This is a genomic window from Leptospira congkakensis (assembly GCF_004770265.1).
Lineage (GTDB): Bacteria > Spirochaetota > Leptospiria > Leptospirales > Leptospiraceae > Leptospira_A > Leptospira_A congkakensis.
The window spans coordinates 820024-844333 of the sequence record NZ_RQGQ01000004.1; the positions used below are offsets into that span (position 1 = coordinate 820024).

18 protein-coding genes and 1 tRNA gene are annotated in these 24310 nt (G+C 40.4%); 4 read left to right on the plus strand and 15 right to left on the minus strand.

From position 1 onward, the window contains the following. The 6 genes from EHQ70_RS04975 to rlmN all read right to left on the minus strand — a co-directional run bounded on the left by EHQ70_RS04975 (position 1) and on the right by rlmN (position 9187). On the minus strand, positions 1-3129 hold the full coding sequence (locus EHQ70_RS04975; protein ID WP_208729505.1) for a TAT-variant-translocated molybdopterin oxidoreductase: 3129 nt from the start codon (positions 3127-3129) through the stop codon (positions 1-3). 24 nt (positions 3130-3153) lie between these two features. Further along, positions 3154-3666 carry a cytochrome c3 family protein gene (locus tag EHQ70_RS04980; RefSeq protein ID WP_081581578.1) on the minus strand — a complete coding sequence of 171 codons (513 nt, stop codon included), beginning with the start codon at positions 3664-3666 and terminating at the stop codon, positions 3154-3156. A 262-nt stretch (positions 3667-3928) separates the two neighbouring features. Further along, positions 3929-5929 carry a methyl-accepting chemotaxis protein gene (locus tag EHQ70_RS04985; protein ID WP_135584038.1) on the minus strand — a complete coding sequence of 667 codons (2001 nt, stop codon included), beginning with the start codon at positions 5927-5929 and terminating at the stop codon, positions 3929-3931. Between the two features lie 225 nt (positions 5930-6154). Beyond that, positions 6155-7861 carry an ArnT family glycosyltransferase gene (locus EHQ70_RS04990; protein WP_135584040.1) on the minus strand — a complete coding sequence of 569 codons (1707 nt, stop codon included), beginning with the start codon at positions 7859-7861 and terminating at the stop codon, positions 6155-6157. Next, positions 7858-8142 carry a Cys-rich protein gene (locus EHQ70_RS04995; RefSeq protein ID WP_135584042.1) on the minus strand — a complete coding sequence of 95 codons (285 nt, stop codon included), beginning with the start codon at positions 8140-8142 and terminating at the stop codon, positions 7858-7860. Before EHQ70_RS04995 ends, EHQ70_RS04990 begins: the two co-directional genes overlap by 4 nt. Then, complete coding sequence (gene rlmN / locus EHQ70_RS05000; RefSeq protein WP_135584044.1) at positions 8129-9187, minus strand: 23S rRNA (adenine(2503)-C(2))-methyltransferase RlmN; 1059 nt, start codon at positions 9185-9187, stop codon at positions 8129-8131. Before rlmN ends, EHQ70_RS04995 begins: the two co-directional genes overlap by 14 nt. A gap of 213 nt (positions 9188-9400) precedes the next feature. Here rlmN and EHQ70_RS05005 point away from each other — a divergent pair, with 213 nt between their 5' ends. Next, a complete protein-coding gene (locus tag EHQ70_RS05005) occupies positions 9401-10720 on the plus strand; it encodes a sterol desaturase family protein (protein ID WP_135584046.1) in 1320 nt (439 codons plus the stop codon). On the opposite strand, the gene EHQ70_RS05010 is transcribed toward EHQ70_RS05005, so the two are convergent. Both EHQ70_RS05010 and EHQ70_RS05015 read right to left on the minus strand, forming a co-directional pair. Beyond that, positions 10704-12698, minus strand: a complete 1995-nt coding sequence (locus EHQ70_RS05010; RefSeq protein WP_135584048.1) for an LTA synthase family protein — start codon at positions 12696-12698, stop codon at positions 10704-10706. The genes EHQ70_RS05005 and EHQ70_RS05010 overlap by 17 nt on opposite strands. A gap of 67 nt (positions 12699-12765) precedes the next feature. Continuing rightward, positions 12766-14001, minus strand: a complete 1236-nt coding sequence (locus tag EHQ70_RS05015; RefSeq protein WP_135584050.1) for a PQQ-dependent sugar dehydrogenase — start codon at positions 13999-14001, stop codon at positions 12766-12768. Positions 14002-14073: 72 nt separating this feature from the next. Here EHQ70_RS05015 and EHQ70_RS05020 point away from each other — a divergent pair, with 72 nt between their 5' ends. Then, entirely contained in the window at positions 14074-14376 is a 303-nt protein-coding gene (locus EHQ70_RS05020) for a transmembrane 220 family protein (RefSeq protein WP_135584052.1), read from the plus strand. A 20-nt stretch (positions 14377-14396) separates the two neighbouring features. On the opposite strand, the gene sufB is transcribed toward EHQ70_RS05020, so the two are convergent. The 4 genes from sufB to EHQ70_RS05040 form a co-directional block, all read right to left on the minus strand. Further along, complete coding sequence (gene sufB, locus EHQ70_RS05025) at positions 14397-15791, minus strand: Fe-S cluster assembly protein SufB (protein ID WP_135584054.1); 1395 nt, start codon at positions 15789-15791, stop codon at positions 14397-14399. A 36-nt stretch (positions 15792-15827) separates the two neighbouring features. Beyond that, positions 15828-16421: a peroxiredoxin gene (locus tag EHQ70_RS05030; protein WP_100790359.1), complete on the minus strand. Its 594-nt coding sequence runs from the start codon at positions 16419-16421 to the stop codon at positions 15828-15830. Positions 16422-16456: 35 nt separating this feature from the next. Continuing rightward, positions 16457-17965, minus strand: coding sequence for an ATP-binding cassette domain-containing protein (locus EHQ70_RS05035; protein WP_135584367.1), 1509 nt, complete (start codon positions 17963-17965; stop codon positions 16457-16459). A gap of 181 nt (positions 17966-18146) precedes the next feature. Further along, positions 18147-20675, minus strand: a complete 2529-nt coding sequence (locus EHQ70_RS05040) for a hypothetical protein (RefSeq protein WP_135584056.1) — start codon at positions 20673-20675, stop codon at positions 18147-18149. Positions 20676-20837: 162 nt separating this feature from the next. On the opposite strand from EHQ70_RS05040, the gene EHQ70_RS05045 reads away from it, so the two are divergent. Together EHQ70_RS05045 and EHQ70_RS05050 are read left to right on the plus strand one after the other, a co-directional pair. After that, positions 20838-21242, plus strand: coding sequence for a PaaI family thioesterase (locus EHQ70_RS05045; RefSeq protein ID WP_002973585.1), 405 nt, complete (start codon positions 20838-20840; stop codon positions 21240-21242). A 4-nt stretch (positions 21243-21246) separates the two neighbouring features. Continuing rightward, positions 21247-21333: transfer RNA gene (locus tag EHQ70_RS05050), tRNA-Leu, on the plus strand. 8 nt (positions 21334-21341) lie between these two features. Here EHQ70_RS05050 and EHQ70_RS05055 read toward each other — a convergent pair. Genes EHQ70_RS05055 through EHQ70_RS05065 form a run of 3 tightly spaced genes read right to left on the minus strand, consistent with a single transcriptional unit; the run spans position 21342 to position 24275 of the window. Further along, positions 21342-22115 carry a hypothetical protein gene (locus EHQ70_RS05055; protein ID WP_135584058.1) on the minus strand — a complete coding sequence of 258 codons (774 nt, stop codon included), beginning with the start codon at positions 22113-22115 and terminating at the stop codon, positions 21342-21344. A gap of 13 nt (positions 22116-22128) precedes the next feature. After that, complete coding sequence (locus EHQ70_RS05060; protein WP_135584369.1) at positions 22129-23469, minus strand: N-acetylmuramoyl-L-alanine amidase; 1341 nt, start codon at positions 23467-23469, stop codon at positions 22129-22131. Between the two features lie 53 nt (positions 23470-23522). Next, on the minus strand, positions 23523-24275 hold the full coding sequence (locus tag EHQ70_RS05065) for a hypothetical protein (protein ID WP_135584060.1): 753 nt from the start codon (positions 24273-24275) through the stop codon (positions 23523-23525). Between the last annotated feature and the right edge of the window lie 35 nt (positions 24276-24310).

The following is a 24310-nucleotide window of genomic DNA, read 5'->3' on the forward strand; positions in this document are numbered from 1 at the left end:
TTAAACTTCGTTTCGAACGCGAGTCATATAACTGACGGCCGGTCCGATGTTTAGGTATTCCAGAAGTTTGTAAGACCTAGGGTCTTTCAAGAGCTTCGCTACTTTTGATTCAGGATCATTTACGTTACCGAACACAATGGAATTAGAAGAACATGTTTGTTCACATGCTGCTTTCACTTCTCCATCTCGTAGAGTTCTTCCTTCGTTTTTCGCTGCGATTTTTTTCTCAGCAACTCGAGAAGCACAGAAGTTACATTTTTCCATAACCCCACGAGAACGAACGGTTACATCTGGGTTGAGACCAAGGTTTCTTGGAGGGCGTGCCTTAAATGTAGGTGTTGCATCGCCAAGTAGGTTGTGTTCATTCCAATGTTCTAACCAGTTAAAACGACGCACTTTGTAAGGGCAGTTGTTGGAGCAGTAACGAGTTCCCACACAACGGTTGTAAACCATATCGTTGGTTCCTTCCGTACTGTGAACAGTCGCAGCTACCGGACAAACTGTCTCACAAGGAGCATTGTCGCAATGTTGGCACATAAGTGGTTGGTGCGCAATTTCGAGTGATTCTGGTTTTTCAGGATCACCGATGTAGTAACGGTCAATACGAAGCCAATGCATCTCACGACCCATTCTTACTTCGTCACGTCCTACCATTGGCACGTTGTTTTCAATATTACATGCAACTACGCAAGCACCACAACCAGAACAAGAAGTAAGATCCACTGCCATTCCCCATTTGTATCCTGGGTATGCAAATTGGCTTCCTGGTTGGTCGGAAGGAGCGTTCGCTCCTTGAGCTCTTTGTAGTTTTCCATCGATTAAGATTTTTGGAATCTCTGGTTCAGGAATTCCTGCCCCTGGATTCTTAGCATAATCTTGGAGTTTTGCAGAAATGATAAGAGGTCTTTCTTTCCACTCAACACCCATCATCACACCAGGGCTCATCATATGATGGTCTTGTGTGGTAGCGAGTTTGTATTTCTTTCCTGTAGGAGAGAGAGTGATCGAAAGTCCAGAGTAAACGAGTGATCCGTCTACATCAGTTGCAAGAGTATTTGCGTTTTTCCCTACTCCGTTTCCAATCTCACCTACGTTCGTTCTTCCGTAACCAAGAGCAATTCCCACTGCTTCTGGATGGAGACCTGGTTGGATGAGAGCCGGAAGTTCAAATGATTTTGTGCCAACAGTGACTGTTACCACATCATTCAATTTGATTCCCGACGAACGAGAGTATTGTGGGCTGATCGCAACATAATTGTCCCAAGTCACTTTCGATACTGGATCTGGAAGTTCTTGGAGTTGCGAGTTGTTTGCTCTTTCGCCATTACCGAGTGCGGTGCTTTCGTAAAGAGAAACAGTCAGACCAGATTTCGATGCAGCAAGAGGAGCAATCGTTCCACGGAAAGATCTTCCCGCTTTGTCAGCTTTTGGATTTCCAGAAACTAACACACCTTTTCTGAGAAGGTCTTCCCAGTTTGTTTTTTTGGAGTATTTTGATTTGAGGTAGTCGTATAACGAACTCGCACCAAGAAGTGATCCACCTGCCCAAGTGATGAGCATGTCTTCAAATGCTTTGGATTGGAAGATTGGTCGGATGGTTGGTTGTTGTACGGAAACAATTCCCGCTACCGATTCGTTATCGCCCCAAGACTCAAGGAAGTGAGACACTGGAGCAAGCCAGTTGGAAGCAAGTGCTGTTTCATCCACTCGGTCAGAAACTTGAACTACTTGTGCTGCTTCATGAAGGAGTTTTTTCCACTCATCTCCGTTTGGCGCTTGGTAGACAGGGTTCACACCGAAAAGAATGACCACACCGGCCTTTCTTTCTTTTAAGTCTTTTGCGAGAGATTTTAAATTCTCTGCGTAATTAGAACGTCCTTCTTTCAAAGGATTTCCTGCATCGATCGTTTTTCCATCGTTACCGAGCATGCTGTTTAGCATGTTCACTGCGATTTGAAGGTCTACTGCATCGGCAGTCAGAGCATTCGAACCACCAGCAACAACAATGGACTCACCCTTTGCAGAAGCAAGAGCCTTAGCTGTGCGTAAAACTACTTCTTTGGAAATTCCAAGTTCCGCTGCAGAGGTTTCTACATTGATTCCAGAAACTCCAGTAGAACCACCCACTCCCAAATCAGAAAGAGCTTTTGCAATCACAAGAGCAAACTTTCTTTGGTCACCTGGTTTTAAAGGGACTCTTTGGTCAGCGTTAGAACCCGTCATAGACGGATGAGTTTCTGCCGCAATGAAAGCATTGAAGGATTTTACACCTTTGTCTTGTAAATCTCTTCTTTTAGAGAAGTCATTGTGGTAGTTTGTGTGATTTAAAAAGTCACTGTCGATGGAAAGGATTACTTTTGCTTTGTCGAAATGGTAGTTTGGAAGAACTGCCTTTCCGTAAGATTTTTCTTGTGCAATGGTAATCGCATCATCAGAAGAAGCAAATGCTACTTCGATGTGTTTTCCACCACCAACCGATTTTAAGAATTCAGAAATGAATTCAGAAGTGGCTGGAGAAGAAAGAGGTTTTGTGACAACAATGGTTTTTCCTTTGTTGGCGTTCAATTTCTCTTTTACATCTTTGTCTAAAACAAACCAGTCGCTAGACTTAGCAGTTCCATTCACCACTTGTTGTGGTTCTTTGGCACGGTCTGCATCATAAAGATCAAAAATGGAAGCTTGTCCAGAAGCACAAAGAGCACCTTCCGAAATTGGATGGTTCGGATTTCCTTCGAGTTTCAAAGGTCGGCCGTCTTTTGCTTTTACGAGAACACCACAACCAACAGAACATCCACCACAAACAGAAGCGTAGTGGTAAGAGTGTCCATGTTTTACGAAGTCGTATTGTTCTACTTCGTTGTTGTCTGGATTCTTAATCGTGAGGTTCACATAAGGAACAATTTTTTCAACAGGTTTTTGGATACAACCTACAGTAGTCATTACTACTGATGCACCCATAAACTTTAAGAAAGTTTTTCTGTCGAAATCACCCTTTTTGATTTTTGCAATCAGGGGATCTGGAGATTTATAGAACTCTTGCTTTTGCAATTCACGTTCGCGAGAAGTTCCGCGAAGTTCATAAGATTGCCAAAGCGATTTTTTTTCTTTTTGGAAACTATCGTCTTTCATCATAAATTATTACTTGTCTCCCGATTATCTGTGGCACGTAGAACAATCGTTAGGAGCATTGTTCTCTCTATGGCAATCGACACAAAATCCCATATTGAGGGACTTGGACTGTCTAACCTTTACCATCTCTGCCATGTTGCCGTGGCATGTGGAACAATCGACACCGCGTTGTACGTGTCGTGAATGGTTGAAGTATACGAAGTCTGGTTGGTCATGGACCTTCACCCAGGATACTGGAGTGTTGCTATCGTACTGTTCTTTAAGCCATTTAACATGTTCTTGGTTTCCCGCTACGTTACCTGCTCCATGGCAGTTCATACAAGTGGAACTTGGGGGAACTGTGGCATGGGCCGAATTTTCAACACCAGTATGGCAATACTTACAGTCGATTTTGTTATCGCCGGCATGTATCTTATGGTTGAAGGGGATGGGCTGGTCGGGTGAATAGCCCACATAACGGCTAGGTGAAAAAATCAAATATGCTAACGCCGCAATTGCAACGATAGGCACAGAGATCTTGAGTATTTTTATATTCATTCGCAGATTTCCTGAATCCGTTTACACTGTCTTCTGACAAGGAAAGGTAAAATCAGAAAAAAAGCAAGTATGTAAGGGTTTTGGATGCGAAAAAACATAAAAAGAGACATAATCATAAATTTTCTATGAACTTTCTTTATTGAAACTAAGTCTCAATTAGTCGGCATTATACCACCGAACATCTGTTATTTTTTTATCGAAAATCTCAAATCACTCTCAATCGGCCTAAGATTTGCATAAGACCGTTGTCATATCTATCCTACTAACTCTTTGAGATTCTAAACCTACTTGTGATAGAACGCAAAGTATCAGCCGCATGTGATAGTTTTTGAGAAGAAGATGCAACTAGATCCGAACCAGAAGCGATATGCATGGTTTCATTATTGATTCCGACGACTGATTGAGAGATTTGTTCTATGGCTCTTTTCTGCTCCTCGATGGCACCACGAATGGACTCAGATTCGCGACCTACCTCAGCGGAGCGTTCATCCACCTCTTGGTTATAACTTAGTTGTGACTTTGTCGCTTCGGAAAGGCGTTTCATCACACTCTCTACTTCGGCAATATCCCGAATGATCAGGTTTAGGAGTTCCACTGATGAACGGATTCCCTTCGCTCCCTCTTCCAATTCTTTACTATTCTTTCCAATCATATCCTCAATTGCTTGGATGGAATGGGCTGTTTTTTCAGATAACTTAGAAATCTCTTCCGCAACGATGGCAAATCCACGTCCCGCTTCCCCAGCCCTTGCAGCCTCAATGGCAGCATTGAGCGCAAGTAAACTAGTTTGGTCAGAGATTTCATCAATGATTCCAATCACTTCTTTCATTTCAGAAGAGGATTCCAAAATGACACCAATCACATCCTTCATTTGATTGAGTGATTCACCACCGAGTTTGGCTTGTCTGGTAATATTTTCTGTATTGGCTAGAGCTGCCTTGGTATCTTTTTCAATTTGAATGGCTCCTTTCGAGAGTTCCAAAATCTTCTCATTGAATTCCAGAATATTACTATGTTGTTTTACAGTCGATGCGGCGGTTGTTTCCATGCTGGCTGCAACTTCTTCTGTGGTAGCTGAGATTTCTTCTGACGAAGCGGCAGTGCCTTGTGCCATATCAGAAAAACTAGCAGAGGATTCGCGTAAACTTTCGGAAGAAGAAGTGATCTCTTCTGTGACGGATTGGATCTCTCCGAGAGAACTACGGATACTTGTAATGAATCCATTCAGTGCCAAATTCATCCGACCAATTTCATCGTTGTTTGTTAATGTCAGAGACTCGGTAAGATCTCCTTTGGCCATTTTATCCAAAACGACAACTGAATTCTCAAGTGGTAAGAGTCGATTTCGGAGGAAACGAAAGATTCCAAATACCACGAGGGCCGTAATCAAAAATACAACCGCAATAGCTATGAGAGCCACTTGGAAAAATCCCGAATTCATATCAGACTTAGGAAGCACTACCCCAATGATTGTATTCCATTCTTCCAAACGTTTGATGAGAAGAGCATTGTCCTGCCCATTTTCCGTATATTCAAAGTAAGCTCCATCTTTTGCTTCGAGGATGGGACGGCCTTCTGGAATTTTACTCAAATCGACTTTTAGAATTTTGGATTTGTCTGGTCCGGCAAAAACAACTCCCTTAGTAGTGATGGCAGTCACATAACCATTGGCACCTACGTGAATCCCTTCTCCCATTCGTTTGGAAACTTGTTCTAAATTCAATGCAATCCAAAGGATACCAACTAGGTCACCTTTATCTTCAATCGGAAAAGAGACCAGACTTACCGGTAAACCAGTGATAGGTGATTCCTGAACAGATCCAATTAAAAACTCTTTCTTTAACGCAACAACTACATGATCCCCAGTTTTGTCTTCTTCCAATTGGTAACCGATGGAACGAGGAATTCCCGCTGCAAATATCTTTGCGTTTTGTTTAGGTACAGATAAAAAAATATTTTCGTATTCACCGTTAGCATCTTGCATGATTCCAACCAGTAAATTGGTCGCAAACTCAGCCTTTCCCGTTTGGAAAGATTCAACAATTTCTCTTTGTTTGGAAAGTAGTCCTGCAATGCGAAGTTGGGATTTATAATAATTGGAAAGTTCGGCACCAGCACTTTTGCCTGCGTTTTCCATTTCTCCTCGGTATACTTTCACAAGCAGTCCCCAGTTTAAGTATAGGATGAGTGTCGATACAACAACAGAAAGAAGCAAAATGGAAAGGAATGTATAGAGGCCGAGAATGTATTTTAAACTTTTCATATACTACCGTATGGGACGTGTTTTCCAGAGAATTTTAGATAGAGTGGATAGGATTTACTATCAATATATTTCTAAACTGCCTCGGTTTCTCTTTGAATTTTAACAATGTTCAGCCGAGAGATCGTTTTCGAAAGCCAGAAAAGGCTGGGAGGCATGGGCAAAAAAAAAAGGCCCTGATTTGACATCGAAGGGCCCTAAAAACCAGACTTACACAATTTAGCCTAGTTATACTTTCGAATTTTTAAATGATTTCCCCTGAATTTTTTTTAGCCAAACCAAAGAAATTTTCTTTGTGACGAGGTTTCTTGTCTCTTTTTTCAGAAAACCAATGGTGGGCGTAGCCACTTTGAAGGATTCCCGCTCCAGAACCGGCTCAATCTCATATCCTGGACCTGCTAGTTCCTGCAACTGGGCCAACTTTTCGGAAGGGAGGATGAGAAGCCTTTCTGGTTTTTCGGTCCAAAGTTTGTCTAATTTGTCTTTATCATATACGTTGCGAAAGTTTCGTTCCGCATAAAAGCCATAAGATCGTTTGGAATTAGACAACCAGAAAGTATAAACCACAGGTTCATTCGGTTCTAGTTCTTTGATTTTAGCACCGAATTCTTTAGAAGGTTGGTAACTAGTCAGTAACGGATAAAACTCTAAACTAATCGCACTGAAAAATAAAGTGGCACCCACAAGAGTAACAAGCACTTCCAAAGGAATGAGTTGGGCCGATAACATAATGAATAGAATCCCAATGATTCCAAATACATAATATACAATTCCGACCTCTGCTACAAAAACAGGGATGAGAAAATATCCGACCAAATAAACAAGACCAGCAATTAAGAAGGAGGGACGAAGGCGTTCCACACTCGAACGAAACAAACTTTCTTCTGCAAGTTTTCCAAAATAGAGGGCTGCACCAGGAAGCACCCAGTATGTATATTGTGGGAGTGGAAAACGAGAAAATGAAATCAAAAACAAAAATAGAAAAACCCAAAATGGAATCACAAAGTCGATATCTTTGTATTCATTTGCTCGAATTTTTCTAAGGACTTCCTTCCATCCAAGTGACTTGATATAGTTGTAAGTCCGGAAAACAAGGTAAATGATCATGGGAAACACTCCACTGAAGAATGCCCATGAAAAAGATTTATAAAAGTAAAATGGATCGAACTTCACATCATACATTTCTTTATAAAAACGTCCAAAGGATTGGATCCATAAAAAGAAAGAAGGACCATACGAGTTAAAACTTTTATATAATAAAACACACCAAAAAGCAGGAAGTGAAGCGAGAACAAAAATCCCAGTAGGCACTCGCATAGAAAGTAGTAACTTCCAATCCCTGCGAAATAAAATATCGCCACCAATTGATAAGGCAGGGATGACTACTGAAATCGGACCTTTCGTAACAAAACCCATCGACATCATCAGATACATTAAGTAAAAGTAATTTGGATTTTTTTTACGGCCTAAATAGTAAAAGTGATAGGTAAACACCAAATAAGCAGTTAAATAAACATCTATCTTTGGATCTACGATCATCGCATAAACCCCAGGCGCCAAAAGATAAGCAAAAGAAGCAAGATATCCTTGTCTTTCTTTTCCACCCGTTAAAAGAGTGATCCGATAAATCGAATAAACAGAAAGTAAACTTACTAGAATTGCAGGGATGCGAAAGGCAATGTTGTTAATTCCAAATAGGGAAAAAGAACTAGCAATCGTCCAGAAAGTTAGGATTGGTTTGTCTAAATAACGTCTTCCATTATCAAACAAAGTAAAAAAATCACCAGATAATACAAGTTCACGACTGATACTTGCATATTGAGAGCTATCGATATCAATCACATCCAGAGGAAGAGTGAATAAAATGGGAAGTGAGGCAACGAGTAACAGAATTCTATAAAAAATTCTTTCGGATGGGGTTAGTGATTCTTTCATTCTAAAGTACCAATTTGGATGAGGCATTGTCCAAATCCTTTGCAAGAATTTGGTTCTTGGTCATAACATTGGAGGATATCACTGTTATGAGTTGTACATCCGTCCATACATTGGATCCGACCTGTACGTTTGACATCCGGTGCCAGTGTGAGTTTTAATTCTTCTTCAGTACAGGAAATAAAAACTTCGCAAGCAGCTTGGCATTTTTTTTCCACAATATCTTGGCAGTTCAGAAAACTGAGAGCTATCGCAAGACTTAAGATCCATTTACCGTGTTTCACTTCGAATTCCTTTTAAGGCCAACATTCCACAAGCACCATTGATGTCCCTACCAGGACTTCTGCGGTTCAGGATGGGAGCCGTTGTTTTAGCTTTAAGATGCATTACAAAATCTTTGACTTCATCATCAGTGGGTCTACGCCATCCAGTAAAATCTGTATTGAGTGGAATCACATTGATTTTGCATTTATTCACCGAACGTGCAATTTTTGCGAGTCGTTCCGCATTGTCCCGACCCATATTCACATCAGGAATCATAACATATTCAAAAGTAATGGCTCGGTCGAGTTCCTTAGTAAACCTTTGTGCAGAATCAATCAATTTCTCTAACGGGTGTTTGTCGTTTACGTCCATAATCGAAGAACGAGAATTTGGATTGGGATGGTTTAGAGAAATCGCAAAATTAAATGGTTCTTTGTTTTCAATAAAACGATTGATTCCAGTGGTCACACCTGCTGTAGAGATAGTGATCCGGAGCGCCCCGAGTCCAAATCCATCTTGGTCTCGAAGGATATGAGCAGCTTTCATTACGGAAAAATAATTGTGCATGGGTTCGCCCATTCCCATAAAAACAATATTCGTGGCCCGATCCCCAACAAGACGTTCCACTTGCAAAATTTGGTCGAGGATTTGCCAAGTTTGTAAGTTGCCTTTGTATTCTAAAAGTCCAGTTGCACAAAATTTACAATTCAGAGTGCAACCAATTTGGGAAGAGATACAAATGGTCTTTCGTCCCCCATCTCCCGAGGGAATCCAAACCGCTTCGATTTCTTTATTTTCACCAACGTAAAAAGTAAATTTACGAGTTCCGTCTTCTTTGGAGGCCAAGTCCCTACCAATTTCAATTTCCGGATAAAGGGTATGTTGTTTTAGTTTTTCACGAACCTCTTTGGACAAGGTAGTGAATTGGTCTAGGCTCGTGTAACGACTCTTATAGATACCTGTATATATCTGTGCCGCTCGGTATTTTTCCAAACCCAAGGAAACACATAACTCTTCTAGTTCTTTTTTGGTTTTCCCTTTGAGAACCGGTATTTCCTCTTTCATTTGTTTGGAATTTCCACCTTTAGCCAATCTTTTCGTTGCCCCCCGTAGGACAAGGATTTCCGGCGATTCTTAAGTCATACTCTAGAATCTTTCGAGGAACAAGTCTAAAATGAAAAACAGGACCGAATCTGGGACAAAATCTGTCCATCCAAATGGACATTGACTTACATACAATGATTCAAAAGCCTAGTATCTAGTGAGGGAAATATACGAATGAATAGCGACGCCTTTATGGAATATGCCTTTATCGTCATGGTCGCACTGATAGGAATCGAGATATTTGTTTCCTACATCAAAGGAAAACAATACTACCGATTGAACGTTCTCATCGCCGATGTGAGCACCGGTGTGATCTTTGCATTGATTGGAGTGGTCATCCTCCTCGGTGCTCTGTATGTTTATGACAAAATAGAGACAAATTTTTCGCTCTCGAGTTTAGGTTATCATTTTTTTCCTCTGGAAAGTCCGTTTCGTTTTTCACCTAGTTTTTCTGTGAACTGGTATGCTCTCGGTGCTTGGAGTTTTGCAATTGTTTTGGCAGATTTTATCTACTACTGGTTTCACAGACATTGCCATGAAATCAATTTGTTCTGGGCCACTCATGTCACCCACCACTCCACTCAAGAAATGAATTTGTCTGTTGCCTTCCGAGGAAACGGATTACAAAGAATATTCGAATATATTTATTTTCTATCCATGGCGTTACTTGGAATCCCTTGGGCTATGTTTTTACTCAGCCACCGAATTTTAAAAGTTTACCAATTTGTGGTCCACACTCGTTTTATTGGGAAACTAGGATTTTTAGAACATTTTATGGTGACACCATCTAACCATAGAGTCCACCACGGAATCCAAGATAAGTATATCGACCGTAACCACGGTGGGATTTTTATCATTTGGGATCGTATGTTTGGATCCTTTGAATGGGAAACAGAAGAACCAATCTATGGTTTAACAAAACCAGTAAACTCCTTTAACCCAATCACTGTAAACTTACATGTATTCAAGGATATCTTATTTCAAATCTTGGAATGTAAATCTGTAGGTGATGTTTTTAAAACCATATTTGGGCCTCCAGGTTGGAAACCAAGTTACCTCATCACGGCAGCGGACAAAGCTCCTGAACCAACTCAGGTAAAAAAATACGATCCGAGACCACCGATGGGTGTGATGATTTACGTTGCCTTACAAGCGACCGTCCTTATGGCAGTGGGTCTTGTGATCTGGAAGGTGGCAAAAATCAATTTAGAACAAGACATGACAACTCTTGGAATTTTGTCTGTTGTGATTGTCTTCAGTTTGTTTTCGATTGATCGAACTATGGAAATGAAACGATGGTCAAGAAGGACGGAAGTGGTAAGAAACTTTCTATTTATTTTGGCTTTTGTTGCAACTCTAGTGTATTCCAATATTCCTAATATTGAAATTTTTGCGATCCCTCTCATTGGCCTCTCGTTTGTATCCCTTGTTTGGATTCTCATCAAACGAAAGACCTTCTTTGATTTGAGTAATATTTCTAATACTTGGTATTAGATTTTATCTCTTTTAGAACGGACTCCGAAGGGAACAATTTGTTCGACTTCAGGAGTTCGTCTCCTAAATTTAAAAACGCCTTTGTTTTATCCCCATGTTTTTTACATAAGTTGATATCTTGGTAACAAAGCCCCAAATCTACAAACGGGGACTTAATGGTTTTTGTTTCTCCTTGCCCACCAGACACTGATTGGTAATACAAAAAGTCATCCTCAATCCATCCAAAGATATTTCCATAAGCAAAATAAGCAGAAGAACCTTTCACTTTCCTTAAGTCACGCCCCATCACACTAAAGTACACTTCTCTTTCCATAAACCCAAGGATGGTGGGAATCAAATCGAGTTGCGATGTGATGTCTTCCCTGAGTTCCGGTTTGATTTTTCCGGGTGCATAAATCAACAAAGGGACATTTCTATCTTCATAGTAATTGAGGAACCTGTGGTGGCTGTGGTCAGAAACAAAAAAGAAAATGGTATCCTTAAAATAAGGCGCTTTTTTGGCTTTTTCCATATATTCGTTCAGAGCAAAATCTGCATAATGCAGAACATTTAAGTATTCACTATCTTGCGTCGTGGATTCGAACAATCGAAACTTTTCATCGGGAACTTTGTAAGGGTAGTGTGTGGTTCCTGTATGAATCACAGATACAATTGGTTTTTCAGGTTTTACATTCAGAAGTTTCTGATGCATCGCATCTAGTGACGCCTCATCTAAATAACTCCAAGGCCCCGTTCTATACTCTGGATTTTTTTCTAACTCAGATTTACCGACAAGAGTATCAAACCCCCAGTGGTACATGATACTTCCCTTATTGTTAAAACTAAGGTCTGTTCCTGTTACAAACAAAGTTTCATACCCAATGGTTTTGGATATATTTCCTAATCCAGAAAAACGGTTGAGGATTTGCGGGGTACGAACGGCTGTTAACCCAGGTCTATCCGGAATTCCACCCATAAGAGCCATAAGTCCATTGGTGGTCCTTCCCCCACTTGCAAAAAAATTCTTAAAGAACATCCCTTGCCGGATCAGTTGGTTGAAGTAAGGAGTCACAACCTTCCCTTCTACCTTTCCAGTTCCAATGATATCGATAAACTTACCCGTCCAACCTTCCAGAACAATCACCACAATATGAGGTAAAGGTTTTGTAGAGGAGAAAGTAGTTTTTCTTAGAAGTGGGTATTCTTCACTCACGAAACTGGCACCAGGATAAGCCACTTCTTTTTGAACGATGGCACTCGATTCGCCGAGCTTCATATAGTGGCGGTCATCCACCTTGGTCATCTTTAAATCCGTGATGACTGTAAAACCAGGATTTAAAACCAAATCATTGATAATGGTTTCTTTGGTGATGATGGCATCACTTGTTCGTAGTGGACTTGTTTGGACTCCCCCACGAATTCCTAAGACAAGAAGTGCGAGTACAATTAAGAATTGAAGGCCTGCCCATTTATAATGTAAGGTCACATGAGAATAAGGAAACTTGGATTGGATTTTATAAATTCCCAAACCAATTCCACCAATCACAAGAATTCCGAGTAAAAACAAAAATGGATTTTGCGAAAAGGCAGATCCCACGAGTGGTAACATCTCAAAGCCGAGATAAGCAAAAGCCTCATACCCTAAATGTTTGTTTCCATTCTCATAATAAATCAAATCTGCAATGAGAAGGAATAACAATAAAATGATAAACACAACGGGTAAAGTCCGCCACACCGCCCGATACACACGGTTCCTGTTTAAAAAATGTAACGAAGAATAGACCAAACTAAATCCAAGTAACACGCATAAAACGGAAATATCAAACCTTGCTCCTTTTAGAAATGCTTTTAAAACAATCCAAAGAGACTTGTCTTGGATCCGATAAGAATACATGGTAAAAAAAGCAACACGGTAGATGGTGAGAAAAACGATTCCAAGACCCGCAAGGAGTAAATGGAACCGAATGTAAAACGGCAATGTAGAAAATAGTTTTTTCATAGATGAAATTTAAGAAACGTCCATAAGACTAAAAAAGTGTGAAAGACTGGTAAACGAATCCAATCGATTATGGTTTTACCATTTTATAAATGGTTCCCGATTGGTAGTCCGCGATAAAAATTTCGCCGTCATTATCCCGTCCAAAAGTTGGAATGAGTAAGTTCCATTTTCCAAGAGCGATCGTTTCCGTGACCTTGGTATTTTCTCCTGGTTTCGGAACGGGAATCGCCCAAATTTTACCTTGGATAAAATCTCCAAAAACATACATTCCTTTTAGAGCTGGAATCTCCGAACCAGTATAAACATAACCACCAGTGATGGATTGTCCTTCCTCTCTACCGTATTCATAAAAAGGAGGTTCGTAAAGTGCAGGATTACATCCGTCAGTAAAACAATGAAAACCTTCTGTTTGGTTCCATCCATAGTTTTTACCGGAAACAATGATATCCACTTCTTCGTAGGCATCTTGCCCAACATCTGCAACAAGCAAACGTCCGTCAGGTGAAAAACTCATCCTCCAAGGATTCCGAATTCCGTAAGCAAAAGTTTCTGGTGCAAAACCAACTTTCCCCACAAAAGGATTGTCAGAAGGGATGGAATATGGCTTTTTCAAACCAAGGTCTGGACTCGGATTGATTCTTAAAATAGAACCAAGCAAGGTATTTGGATTTTGTCCGTTGTTTTTAGGATCGGCTCTCCATCCCCCATCTCCTAGTCCAATGTACAAATGTCCATCGAGTCCAAATGCCAACTGGCCCCCATTGTGGTTGGGATAAGGTTGTTCCACTTGCAATAACACTCGTTCGTTTACAAGTTTCATTGTTTCATAGTTAGTTGGATTTTCCACGACCCACTCGGAAACGATAGTGACGTCTTTATTCGCAATCGACTTTACGTAATTGGTATATACCTTGGGTTGTTTGGGAAATTGTGGGTGGAAAGCCAAACCAAGAAGTCCTTCTTCACTATCCGTAATCACATTAAATTTTGCCAAAACACGACTTATCTTTTTTTCCCTGTGGAAAAGGATCATATCTCCTGTTTTTTCAAGGGCAAATAAAAAGGGACTGTCCCCCGGTGGAAACTGGATGTCCGTTGGTTCCTTTACTTTCACCACCTCTTGCAAAGCAATGGCGACTTGTTTACGACCTGAATCGACTCCAATAAAAAGAGGTTTAGATCCAAGGACCTGCCCATCGGTTTCATATTTTTTATTGTAATTTTTTAGGATGCTACGACCTAAATCATCGCAAGCTACAGACAAAGACAAAAAGGAAAACAATACAAAGAGTTGGATTTTCATAATACTTAAGGTTCCCCACATAAGATAATTGACTTGGATTTCTCTCCGCAATCAAAAAACTGATAGCAAACAATGAAACTCTTTCGAATCCTCTGTATCCCTATTTTCCTCTACTTTGCCTATTTGCAATTGAATGACCCAGATCCCTACCTTTGGTTCCCTCTCTACGCAGCTGTGGCAGCCATTGCTCTTGCCGGTTTGTTCCGGAAAGTTCCCAGGTTTGTGGGATGGATCTTAATCCCAATTTACTTAGTTCTGGCAGGGTATTACTTTTCACAAACTCCGTATTTTGGTATGGAAGTGGAAGAAGTGAGAGAGTTTTTGGGGCTTTTGATTGCCAGTGCGGCAATCGGGATTCTTGTCTTTAAAAAATAAAAAGAACAATTTGCCGAAATTTATTTTTCGGCAATCACCTTTCCATCTTCCAAAATCATTTTGATGAGTTTTGTCATCTCTACTGAATATTCGACATCCAAATGTTTGGTGACACCTTCACAAAATCCATTGATAATGAGTAACTTCGCATCATCTTCACTCATCCCTCGCGATTGCAGGTAAAAGAGTTGGTCGTCATCAATTTTAGAAACTGTGGCTTCGTAGTTTAATGTTCCCTCTTCCCCTGATACATCGTTATAAGGATAAGCATGAGACTGGGAGCGGTTGTCCATCATCAGTCCATCGCATTTGATATGGCTATAAGATCCTTTACTGGATGGTTCAAACTTTACTAAACCACGGTAGGAATTGATTCCCCCATCGAGTGCCACACCTTTCGCAAGGATATTGGATCTGGTATTTTTTCCTACATGGATGATCCGAGCTCCTGTATCCTGAACCTGTCCACTTCCCGCAAACGCTAAGGATAGAACATCTCCCGTAGAATGATCTCCTTTTAAGATGATTCCAGGATATTTGATGGTATTGGCACCAATGTTACAATCTGTCCATGTGATGTGAGCTGCTTCTTCGCAGATCCCACGTTTCACAGTCCAATTGTACATATTCTTTTTCCAGTTTTGGATGGTCGTATAAAAGATTTTAGAACTTTTTTTAGCAACAAGTTCCACAACAGCAGTATGAAAATTTGTTCCTTTGTCTTGGACAGAAGTACAACCTTCGCTGTATTCCAAATGAGCACCCTCATCTGCAATAAGAAGTGTTCGTTCATATTGTCCGGAACTAGCAGCAGTTACCTTGAAGTAAGCTTGGAGAGGCATAGGAGTTTTGACTCCCTTTGGAATATAAGCAAAAGAACCACCGCTAAACACCGCGGAATTTAATGCAGAAAATTTATTATCACCGATCGTCACCACAGTTCCTAGATACTCACGAACGAGTTCGGGGTATTCACGGATGGCAGTATCAATATCACAAAAGATAATTCCTAAATCGGTAAGTTCTTTTTTAACATTGGCATAAATGGTTTCGGAATCGTTCATGGTTTCGATTCCGGCAAGGTATTTCCTTTCGTGCTCAGGAATTCCTAATTTTTCAAAACTACGTAGGATTTCTGGGTCCACTTCGTCCCAAGATTTTTTTTTCTTTTGGTTGGAGCCTACATAGTGTACATAGTCATCGATATTGATATGAAATTGCGGAATGAATCCCCAAGTCGGCATTGGTTTTTGTTCATAGACTTCAAAAGCCTTCAAACGAAATTCCGCAAGCCAACTTGGTTCGTTTTTAATATGGGATATCGATTCAACAACCTTACGAGTGAGTCCCTTTGGAAAATTATCAGGTTTATAAAATTCGAAAGAAACCTTGTCTAATTCGGTTGTTGATTCCATTTTTTTTCCCCTTCTCTACTTGTAGAGAATTGTTAATTAGTTAACAGAAGCGAAGTAAGCTTTGGATCCAGTAGGATCTGCTTTCATCGTTTTCTTTCCTTCGTCCCAGTTTGCAGGGCAAACTTCACCATGTTTTTCCACAAATTGGAAAGCCTTGATGAGGCGAAGCGCTTCTTCAATGTTACGTCCTACAGGAAGGTCGTTAACAGTTGCTTGGCGAATGATACCCGCTGGATCGATGATGAAAGTTCCGCGAAGAGCAACACCTGCGTCAGGTCCAGACTCTATGAGAACTCCAAAAGATTTTGCAATTTCTTTTGTTTTGTCAGCGATGAGTGGGTATTTGATCTCACCAATACCACCTTCTTTTCGGGCTGTTTTTTTCCAAGCTAAGTGCGAAAATTCGCTATCAACGGAAACTCCCAAAACTTCGGCTCCAATCTTTTTAAAATCTTCGAGTTTTGCATCGTATTCAATAATTTCTGTCGGGCAAACAAATGTAAAATCGAGAGGATAGAAAAATAGAACCACCCATTTTCCTTTGTAATCAGACAATTTGATTTCTTTGAAACTGTCCCCGATTACAGCGGTCGCTTTAAAATCTGGGGCATGTGATGTCACTTGTGGCATAAAGTCACTCCTTAGAATTATTCTAAGTACAGTTATTAGATTCTGTCTAGATGTTTTTGGGTCAGGGACAGGTTTTCCAAAGACCATTCTTCCTCTGCAATCGAAGTAAGAAAACGACGGTCATGACTCACTACTACCAAAGCAACTCCAAGTGACTGAAGGGAACTCTCCAGAGCCTCCAAAGATTTTATGTCCAAATGGTTTGTCGGTTCGTCTAAGAGAAGGATTTCTACCCGTGAATCCAAATGAAGAGATAAAAATATTTTTTTCATTTCCCCCGGGCTGAAAACTTCCGATTCGAAAACACGTTTCGGATCACTCCCCAGTTTGTGAACTCCTGAAAGAATCCTCGCCTTTTCTTCCGAAGAACAGTTTTGAAATTCGAATTCCAAATCAATGATTTCTTTTTTCGAAAACTCTTGGGGCAAATACAAGGAACGAATTTGTTTTTCTTTTAATTCGTTTGCGAGAAATTTAAGAAGAGTTGATTTCCCCGATCCATTTTTTCCAGTAATCGCAATTTTCGAATTTGGTTGGATTTGGAGATTCGAATCTAGTCGTAAATTCATAAACCCAAAATCTAAAATCTCTTCCTCCCATAAAAACAAATGTTTCCTTCGAGAAATTTCCGTTTTCCAAACAATTCCTATATTTTCTTTTTCAGGAAGTTTAGCCAAAATTTCTTTTTCTTTTCTTTCGGAATGTTCCATTCTTTTATCTAACTGCTGTTTTAGTCTCCCCGCTTGGCCATCTTTACCAGTGACTCTTGCTAAGTTTTTTTTATGGCGACCATCATGGTCATGGAGGTCCAGTCCCTTCTTGGATCTATGTTTGTGCGAAAGACTTGCTTCTTCTCTTCTCCGCTTTAATTCCGCGTCTAATTTTTTACGCTCAGTTCTAGCAATTTCCCAATCATGGATTCGCTCCAGCGCCTCTCTTTCCATTTCCTTTTTGCCTTCTGAATAATTTCCTGGCCTTTCGGAATAAAAGTTTTTTTCGAGGAATACACAATGGGTGACAAGATCATCTAACAATGACCTATCGTGACTGATTAAAATTCCTATCCCTTGAAACTGAGAAAGGGCAGCGCAAATGATGAGGATACTATCCAAATCTAAATGATTGGTAGGTTCATCCAGAATCAAAACACTAGGAGATTCGGAAAGGGCCATAGCAAGAATGACCCTTCGTTTTTCTCCAAAACTTAAAAACTCATAGTCCTCGGGTGAATCCAAAGAAACTTTCAAAAGATTTTTATAACGACTCGATTCTTTAGAATCATCATATAAAAAATCCTCTAACGATTCTTTTGGAAGTTCATTACTTTGCGAAACATAACGTACAAAATCATTTCCCTGAATGGTTCCACTATGGGGTTCCATTTCCCCTGCAATGAGTTTTGCTAAAGTGGATTTTCCCGTTCCATTTTTACCGACAATGCCAGTCCAACCCGGGCCAAACGCTAGGTTTAAGTCTTGGAATAAAAACTCTGATTGTGATTCGTAATTAAAATTTAGATTTTGAATGGTGATATGATGGGACATACGACAAGCTCCTGTTTTTCCAAATAGGGAATAGGTAAGCATGTCTCGTCCTAAAGAGATTAGGAGAAGTGTGGATTTAGTATTTTATTTTGCTTACCTATTTGATTTAAGCCGCAATCTCATCGGATCATACCTCGTTTATGGATATTAGACTGAATGAAGTCGGAAAAGTTGTCAAGAGTTAGTTTCCTTTTGCCATTAAGAATTTTTCCATAAACTCTGTAATGTCTCGGATGTTTCTGTTGATCATCTTACGTAACTCTGGAGGAATATTTTGTGATTTGATGACTCGGTAGTAGTTCAAAGCATTTTTTAACATCTTTCGACGAGCAAACTCTTGTGCTTTCATCAGCATGGGTTTGTATTTATAATATGAGTATTCCATAATAGAATAATTCTTCGACAAACGAAATGCATGGGGGATCTTTCCAAAATCGTAAGTAAGAGTTAAAAATGGTGCATCATCAGCTTCGGGAGGTTTTAGTTCCAAAACCCCATGGATGATTTTTTCTGGTTCGTCCTCCGTGGCTTTTTCAGCCATTTCATCCAGAGGGATGGGAGATTCTTCATCCGCAATCTCCCCCAAGTTCCCATCTACGATTTCAATTTCCGGCGCCTCTGCATCCTCAAGTGAAGGCCCATCTCCCGGTAAACCTGCCTCTTCCCTTAGTTTTCGTTCCCGAAAAACTTCATCAGCGTCAGGAAGACCAATCCTTAAATCTTCACTAGTTAACGGCCGATTGGTGAGCTCCACCTGGATCGGTAAATCCGTTTCTATGATGGTTTCTGATTTATTCGGATCCTTTGCTTCAGGTAAGTCTGACTTCGGGGAAATTAACTTTTCGGTTTTAGGATCAATCGGATCAGGAAGTTCTAATTCTTTACGAAGAGAATCAGTTGTGAATTCAAACCAATCAGGTTCTCCTTCCGAACGTGGTTTTTCGGAAGGATGAAGAGCTGGTTCTTTATCATCCCTTCGTAGATCATCTGCATCAGGTAGACCAATGGGTTCAAGATCCCAAGCTTCTGGAAGTTTTAAACCTTGGTTCTCTGGAAAATAAGGTTTGAGCAAATCATTGAGCGAGGATTCATCACCTCTTGCTTCCAGTTCCTTTGCTTTTTTTTCTATTTTTTTTAAGGCTTGGTTTTTTAAGAAATCTTCCCTTTCTTTGAACCGGTCGCGGACCCTTCTATCATCCCCTGACCTTCTGTCTTTTCTTCCTGCAATATTGGTTCTGCGATCGGCATTTTTTCTCCGTTCGTCACCACTACGTCTATCGACAAGAGGAAGGTCTTTGAATTGTTTCCAATCATTGGAGAAGAATGTGTCTTCCGGAAGATCAAGTTCAGAGACATCTTTTTTAGAAATTTGATCCGCAAGTGACTCTAAGTCGAGAGGTTGTTTGGGAGCACCAGGAATTCCTGGCATTTCAGGAGGAACATAAAATGGCCCCACAATTCCAGAACCCGGCGGCGCCATTGGAAATCCAGGGGCAGCACCTGCAAGTCCCCCCGTCGTTAAACCTTGGTTTAGCGATTGTAAAAGTTGGTCTTGGTTTTGAATTGCTTTTGGATCAAAACTAGGAGTTCCAGGAGATGATTGTAAAAACTGATACACAATCGGATGAACCAATTGGTTTCCACCTGCGACTGTTTGGTTCACTTGAGGATTCGAAATAGAATTCTCTTGTCCTCGATTCTCACCTTGTTTAGGTTTATCTGTAGCACTTGGTGGGAGTGGTGGTGGCAATTCCGAAGTGGTTTGTGGAAAGGATGGTGGCGACTGTGGGAAATTAGGCGGAGGGTTACTTTGTGCAAACTGAATGGCACGAGCAATGGACTCCGCAAATAATTCGGATACTTCTTTTAAAGCACCAACCAGATCACTTAAATCTTTATCTGGTTTCGGAACACCTGGTTTTGTTTCCTTTTTCTTTTTTTTCTCTTTGGACTCTGAATCCGGTTTAGCTGGATCTCCCTTACCAGGTTCTCCCCCTTTTTGAGCAGGAGGATTGTCTTCCAAAAACTCTTCTAAATCCTGAATGTTTTTCTTTATTTTTTCTTTGATTTCGGGATCAGGAATTCGGTGTCCTGTTCGTTCAAAGATTTCAATGGCTTCTTCCACTTGTTCTGCTTCAACAAGTGCTTCTGCATTGAGAAGTGGCCTTCTATGAAAACTATATTTCGAATTTTTAGAAATGATATCATCAGCAGAAAAACTAATGTCAGGAGATTCCCTTCTTGGTCTCTCTCCCGTTTCTGCTGTTTCAGGTCCTTCTTCACCAAAATCACCTAACGGAAGATCGCTGAGACTTTTAGGAGATTTTGGTTTATCACGCCTGTTTCGTCCAGGTTTTGGAGCATTCCTTTCACCTCCACCAACTCCTGGTTCGTCGGTAAAATCTTCTTCTGATTCAAAATCAGATAATCTTTCAGATAATGGTTTTGGTTTGGACTTAGGTTCCTTAGGATCTGTTTGGAAATTTAATTCCTGACCACGTCCACCACGAGTTGACCTTTCTGGATTCGAAGATCGTGAACTTGGCTGCCTTGGTTCCTCTTCTTGCGATGATTCTCTCTGCTGTTTTCGGCGTTTTTGGCGCGGACTCAAGTCCTCTCCGGACCTACCTCCCCCCTCGCTCCGAGCGATATCATCGAGATCGGCACCAGTGCCTGAGAGACCGAGTAACATCATGAGGGTGGTTAACATATAAGGGTTCTATTCTTTATTTTCGAGGTTTTGTATGCATGAACTTAAAGCAAAATCAAAGAATATTCAATTTTCCAGCATTTTACGTGGCTTTTTAAGCCAAACTGACCGCAAGTTCTTTTTATGCTTGACACAAGAGAAATTCTTGCGTTCCATGGTGGCATGAAATCCGTTGCGAAAAAAAATCTCAGCTTTGCCTCCTCACCGGACAATGCAGACGGGTTGCAGTTAAAAATCACCTTCGACGAAGACACAAAAACTGCCTTTGGTGATTACACCTGCCCCGAAAAATACCAGGGTTTACCGGATCAAATCCACCCAGGAATTATCTCTACCATCTTAGATGAAATCATGGTTAAGATCAACGAAGCGATGAATTTTGAAACCACTACGGGTGAACTTACCATTCGTTTTTTACAACCAGCAAAAGTAAATGAACCACTTCACTTACGCGGATGGTTTGTGAAAAAGAATAAAAAAATCATAGAAAACCGTGCTGAAATAGAAAATGAGATCGGCAAAATAGTGGCCCGCGGAAAAGGTAAATATATCGAAGCTGAAGACTGATTATGCCGATGTGGTGGAATTGGTAGACGCAGTGGATTCAAAATCCACCGATGGTAACATCATGCCGGTTCGATTCCGGCCATCGGTACCAACAGTAATTTAGTTCGAATCCCTCTCGCAAGCCTTAAGATAAAAATCTTCTTCGATTCTGTCTATGGCTTGTAAGACGAGGGTTATCTCTTCGGCCTTCATCTCATCAAAGATCTCTCTCCCCTCTTTTAAAATCGAAACACCAAGAGAAATTCCTTTCCTATCTTCTTCTGTATAAACTGTATTCTTTGATTCCATCTTAACAAGTATATCTTCCATAATCAAAATGATCTTTCGGATCAGTTCTGCATCCGAAAACACTTTGAACAAACCACCAATGTCTTTCCGAAAAGCATCCGCTTTCTTCTTTTCCACTTTGGCAATCAGTGTTTCCATAGCAAATTCTGAATCGAGTAGCCCCATTTGGTTTTCTTGTCGATCCAGTTCCATCACAAGTTCTTCTTCAAACTGGTGGGCCGTTACATAAGATTGAAGGGCAGCAAGCCCTGCTTTGAGTGCCATTGGAAAATGTTTTCCAAATCGAAAAATAGACAAAGCCAAGTTTCCAAGAATGCCCCAGATTTTTGTGGGATGATTTACAAAACCAGATAACGCATCAAAGGCGGCATCCAATTCTTTTCTTTTGGAATATTCTGGATAAAGGTATTCTAGAAAAAATTTGAGGAGTTGGTCTATTTTAGATCGCGGAATGGAATCAAACTCTGGATATAATTTCAGATTTTCTTTTGAGTATCTTTTTTTAAGAGAAGATTGGTACATAAGGATCAACTCTTGGAAAAGAGGATGGTTTAAAACTTTTGAAGATTCTTTTTTCGGTTTCATAGATGGTTACCAATTACAAAACATCATCAAAATAAGTTTCATACCTTTCTAGGTTTACTTTTTTCCCTTTCGGATTGTAGGGAAGTGAAGGTATTTTTTTAACATCCAATCCAACAAATAAAGAGTAAATGCCAACTGCCAAAGAAATGGCTGTTTCCTTTTTGTTTTGGGTTAGGTATTTGACATCACGACTCCGGTTCACATACCCAATTTCAATAAAAGCACAAAGGGCATTGGTATAAGTTGGCAAACTATAAGTGGAAATATATGGTTTTTGGATGGGGCCAAGTTCTGGATAGGGAGAGTCTTTTCCTTTTAATTGGACGGGAAGACCGTACTGAACAAACCGCATGAGTTCCTTGGTTACATAGTGGTTATCACCACCAAATCCCTCTTTTCCCCCTTCCCTTCTCCATTCTTCTTTTTTTCCCTTTTCCCTTTCCCAAAACTTACCCGTTTCAGAAAAGGATTCATGACTAGTAGCATAAGGTCCTTGTTTTCCAATTTGTTTTTCCCAATTGGCATCATCGGCATAGCGCCAACTAATCATGTTTTGGCGATATCCTTCAAATTTAGAAAGATCCGTATCCTTTCCATTTTTTTTAGACCAATACCCGTGGAAATAAATCCAAGTATCGGCAATGGCATTTTCCATTTTAGACCAACCAGATTGAAAGATCAGCCATTCCGACCAAGGCCCATTCGTAAAACCATTCGGTGAACTTTTTTTGTCTGAGATTTTTTTTAACTTAGCAAAGGTTTTATACCCTGGTGTGAGGACAGCCCCCATCCCTCCGGTTTGGCCTTTGCTTGCTGGATTCAAATGCAGAGACAAAACAAGTTGTGGTTTTTGTTCATTGATTTTGGAAAGCCTACCCTTTCGCCTGACGCCCGTTTTTTGATCAGGAAAGTCATACAACCGGTAAGCAGCATTAGGATCATCAGAAGCCGGATCATCATCAAAGGAAGAGTCACGAGTGAGTTTACTTTCTAATACTACTCTTGTAAAATCTGATTTTTTAGAAAATAATTTGAGATATCCTTCAAATTCTTTCCAACCTGCCTCTGTTTCTGTCAGTTTTAAAATGCGATGGACTTCTTTTGCTAAGTCAAGAACCACCTTTCTTTCTGTGACGCCCCCGTGTTCGGTTCCTTGTTTGTATGTTTCTAAATAAGTTTGGGTGACACTATCGTATTTGTCTCCATGTTGTGCCTTTGGATCTTTGGCAACTCCTCCGTGACCTGGGTCTACCACGATCCGAAAAACAGGCACAGCTCCTAAGGAAAAGGATGTGAATACAAAACAGATAAGGAAGAGGAATTTACGTAAGTGTAATGAAGATAAAAAGACCACGATGGTCATTCTCCGCTCACCTGCGAACGGAGAAAAGAAAAAGTTTATCGAAACTATTTAGCGCTTTGAGATTGGTTAAAGATTTGGTTTCTGTTATCGCTTAAGTCTTTATTATATTTATCAGAAATAGCTTTTTTATCAGCTTCTGCTTCTTTAAAGTCAGAAAGGATTTTGATCCCATAATCTTTTGCAATTCGGTAATGTACGATGGCGTCGTAGAATCTGTCGTCACGAGTCATATCAGTAGCAAGACCCAATTGCCCGTAAGCGATACGGAGTTTTTGTTGTCCCTCTGCAATTTCACGATAGGGAATGATAACTTTTGATCCTTCCTGCGAAGTCTCCACAAGTTGGGATTGTTCTTGGCCGGTGATGAGGTCAGCACATTCTGCAAGTAGGTTCTGGGTTTTAGAATCGTAGTTTTTTGAAAATTTTCCAAGAAGCGTAGTGATATCTTTTTCCAAAGCGACCATTGCCTTTCCAGAAGCAATGTAGGCACGGCGATAGTAATAACGTAAAACAACTTGGTAGTCTTTTTTGATTTTTTCTAAGGCTGTCTTCGAATCAGGAACTTCTTCCCCAAAGTTAGCAGTAACGATTGTTAGAAGTTTAATAGCATTGATGACTCGGTCTTTGTTATTTTCAGAAATATTTTTATACTGTTTGCGTTCTAAATTATTTCCTTGGTCGAGTTTATCAAGTTCCTCAAAGGATTCCTTCCCTTTTTCGGGAGCTCCTGACTCCTGCGCAGAAATCGACAAACAAAAGAAACAAAAAGAAAGGATGATGAAACTATTTTTTAACACGAAACTTGCTCTCCTTAAACCAAGGAGCAGAATAC

Coding starts and splice junctions, on each gene's coding strand:
- EHQ70_RS04975 (WP_208729505.1), bottom strand. CDS start 3,129: ATGAAAGACGATAGTTTCCAAAAAGAAAAAAAATCGCTTTGGCAATCT.
- EHQ70_RS04980 (WP_081581578.1), bottom strand. CDS start 3,666: ATGAATATAAAAATACTCAAGATCTCTGTGCCTATCGTTGCAATTGCG.
- EHQ70_RS04985 (WP_135584038.1), bottom strand. CDS start 5,929: ATGAAAAGTTTAAAATACATTCTCGGCCTCTATACATTCCTTTCCATT.
- EHQ70_RS04990 (WP_135584040.1), bottom strand. CDS start 7,861: ATGAAAGAATCACTAACCCCATCCGAAAGAATTTTTTATAGAATTCTG.
- rlmN (WP_135584044.1), bottom strand. CDS start 9,187: ATGAAAGAGGAAATACCGGTTCTCAAAGGGAAAACCAAAAAAGAACTA.
- EHQ70_RS05005 (WP_135584046.1), top strand. CDS start 9,401: ATGAATAGCGACGCCTTTATGGAATATGCCTTTATCGTCATGGTCGCA.
- EHQ70_RS05010 (WP_135584048.1), bottom strand. CDS start 12,698: ATGAAAAAACTATTTTCTACATTGCCGTTTTACATTCGGTTCCATTTA.
- EHQ70_RS05015 (WP_135584050.1), bottom strand. CDS start 14,001: ATGAAAATCCAACTCTTTGTATTGTTTTCCTTTTTGTCTTTGTCTGTA.
- EHQ70_RS05020 (WP_135584052.1), top strand. CDS start 14,074: ATGAAACTCTTTCGAATCCTCTGTATCCCTATTTTCCTCTACTTTGCC.
- sufB (WP_135584054.1), bottom strand. CDS start 15,791: ATGGAATCAACAACCGAATTAGACAAGGTTTCTTTCGAATTTTATAAA.
- EHQ70_RS05030 (WP_100790359.1), bottom strand. CDS start 16,421: ATGCCACAAGTGACATCACATGCCCCAGATTTTAAAGCGACCGCTGTA.
- EHQ70_RS05035 (WP_135584367.1), bottom strand. CDS start 17,965: ATGTCCCATCATATCACCATTCAAAATCTAAATTTTAATTACGAATCA.
- EHQ70_RS05040 (WP_135584056.1), bottom strand. CDS start 20,675: ATGTTAACCACCCTCATGATGTTACTCGGTCTCTCAGGCACTGGTGCC.
- EHQ70_RS05045 (WP_002973585.1), top strand. CDS start 20,838: ATGAAATCCGTTGCGAAAAAAAATCTCAGCTTTGCCTCCTCACCGGAC.
- EHQ70_RS05055 (WP_135584058.1), bottom strand. CDS start 22,115: ATGAAACCGAAAAAAGAATCTTCAAAAGTTTTAAACCATCCTCTTTTC.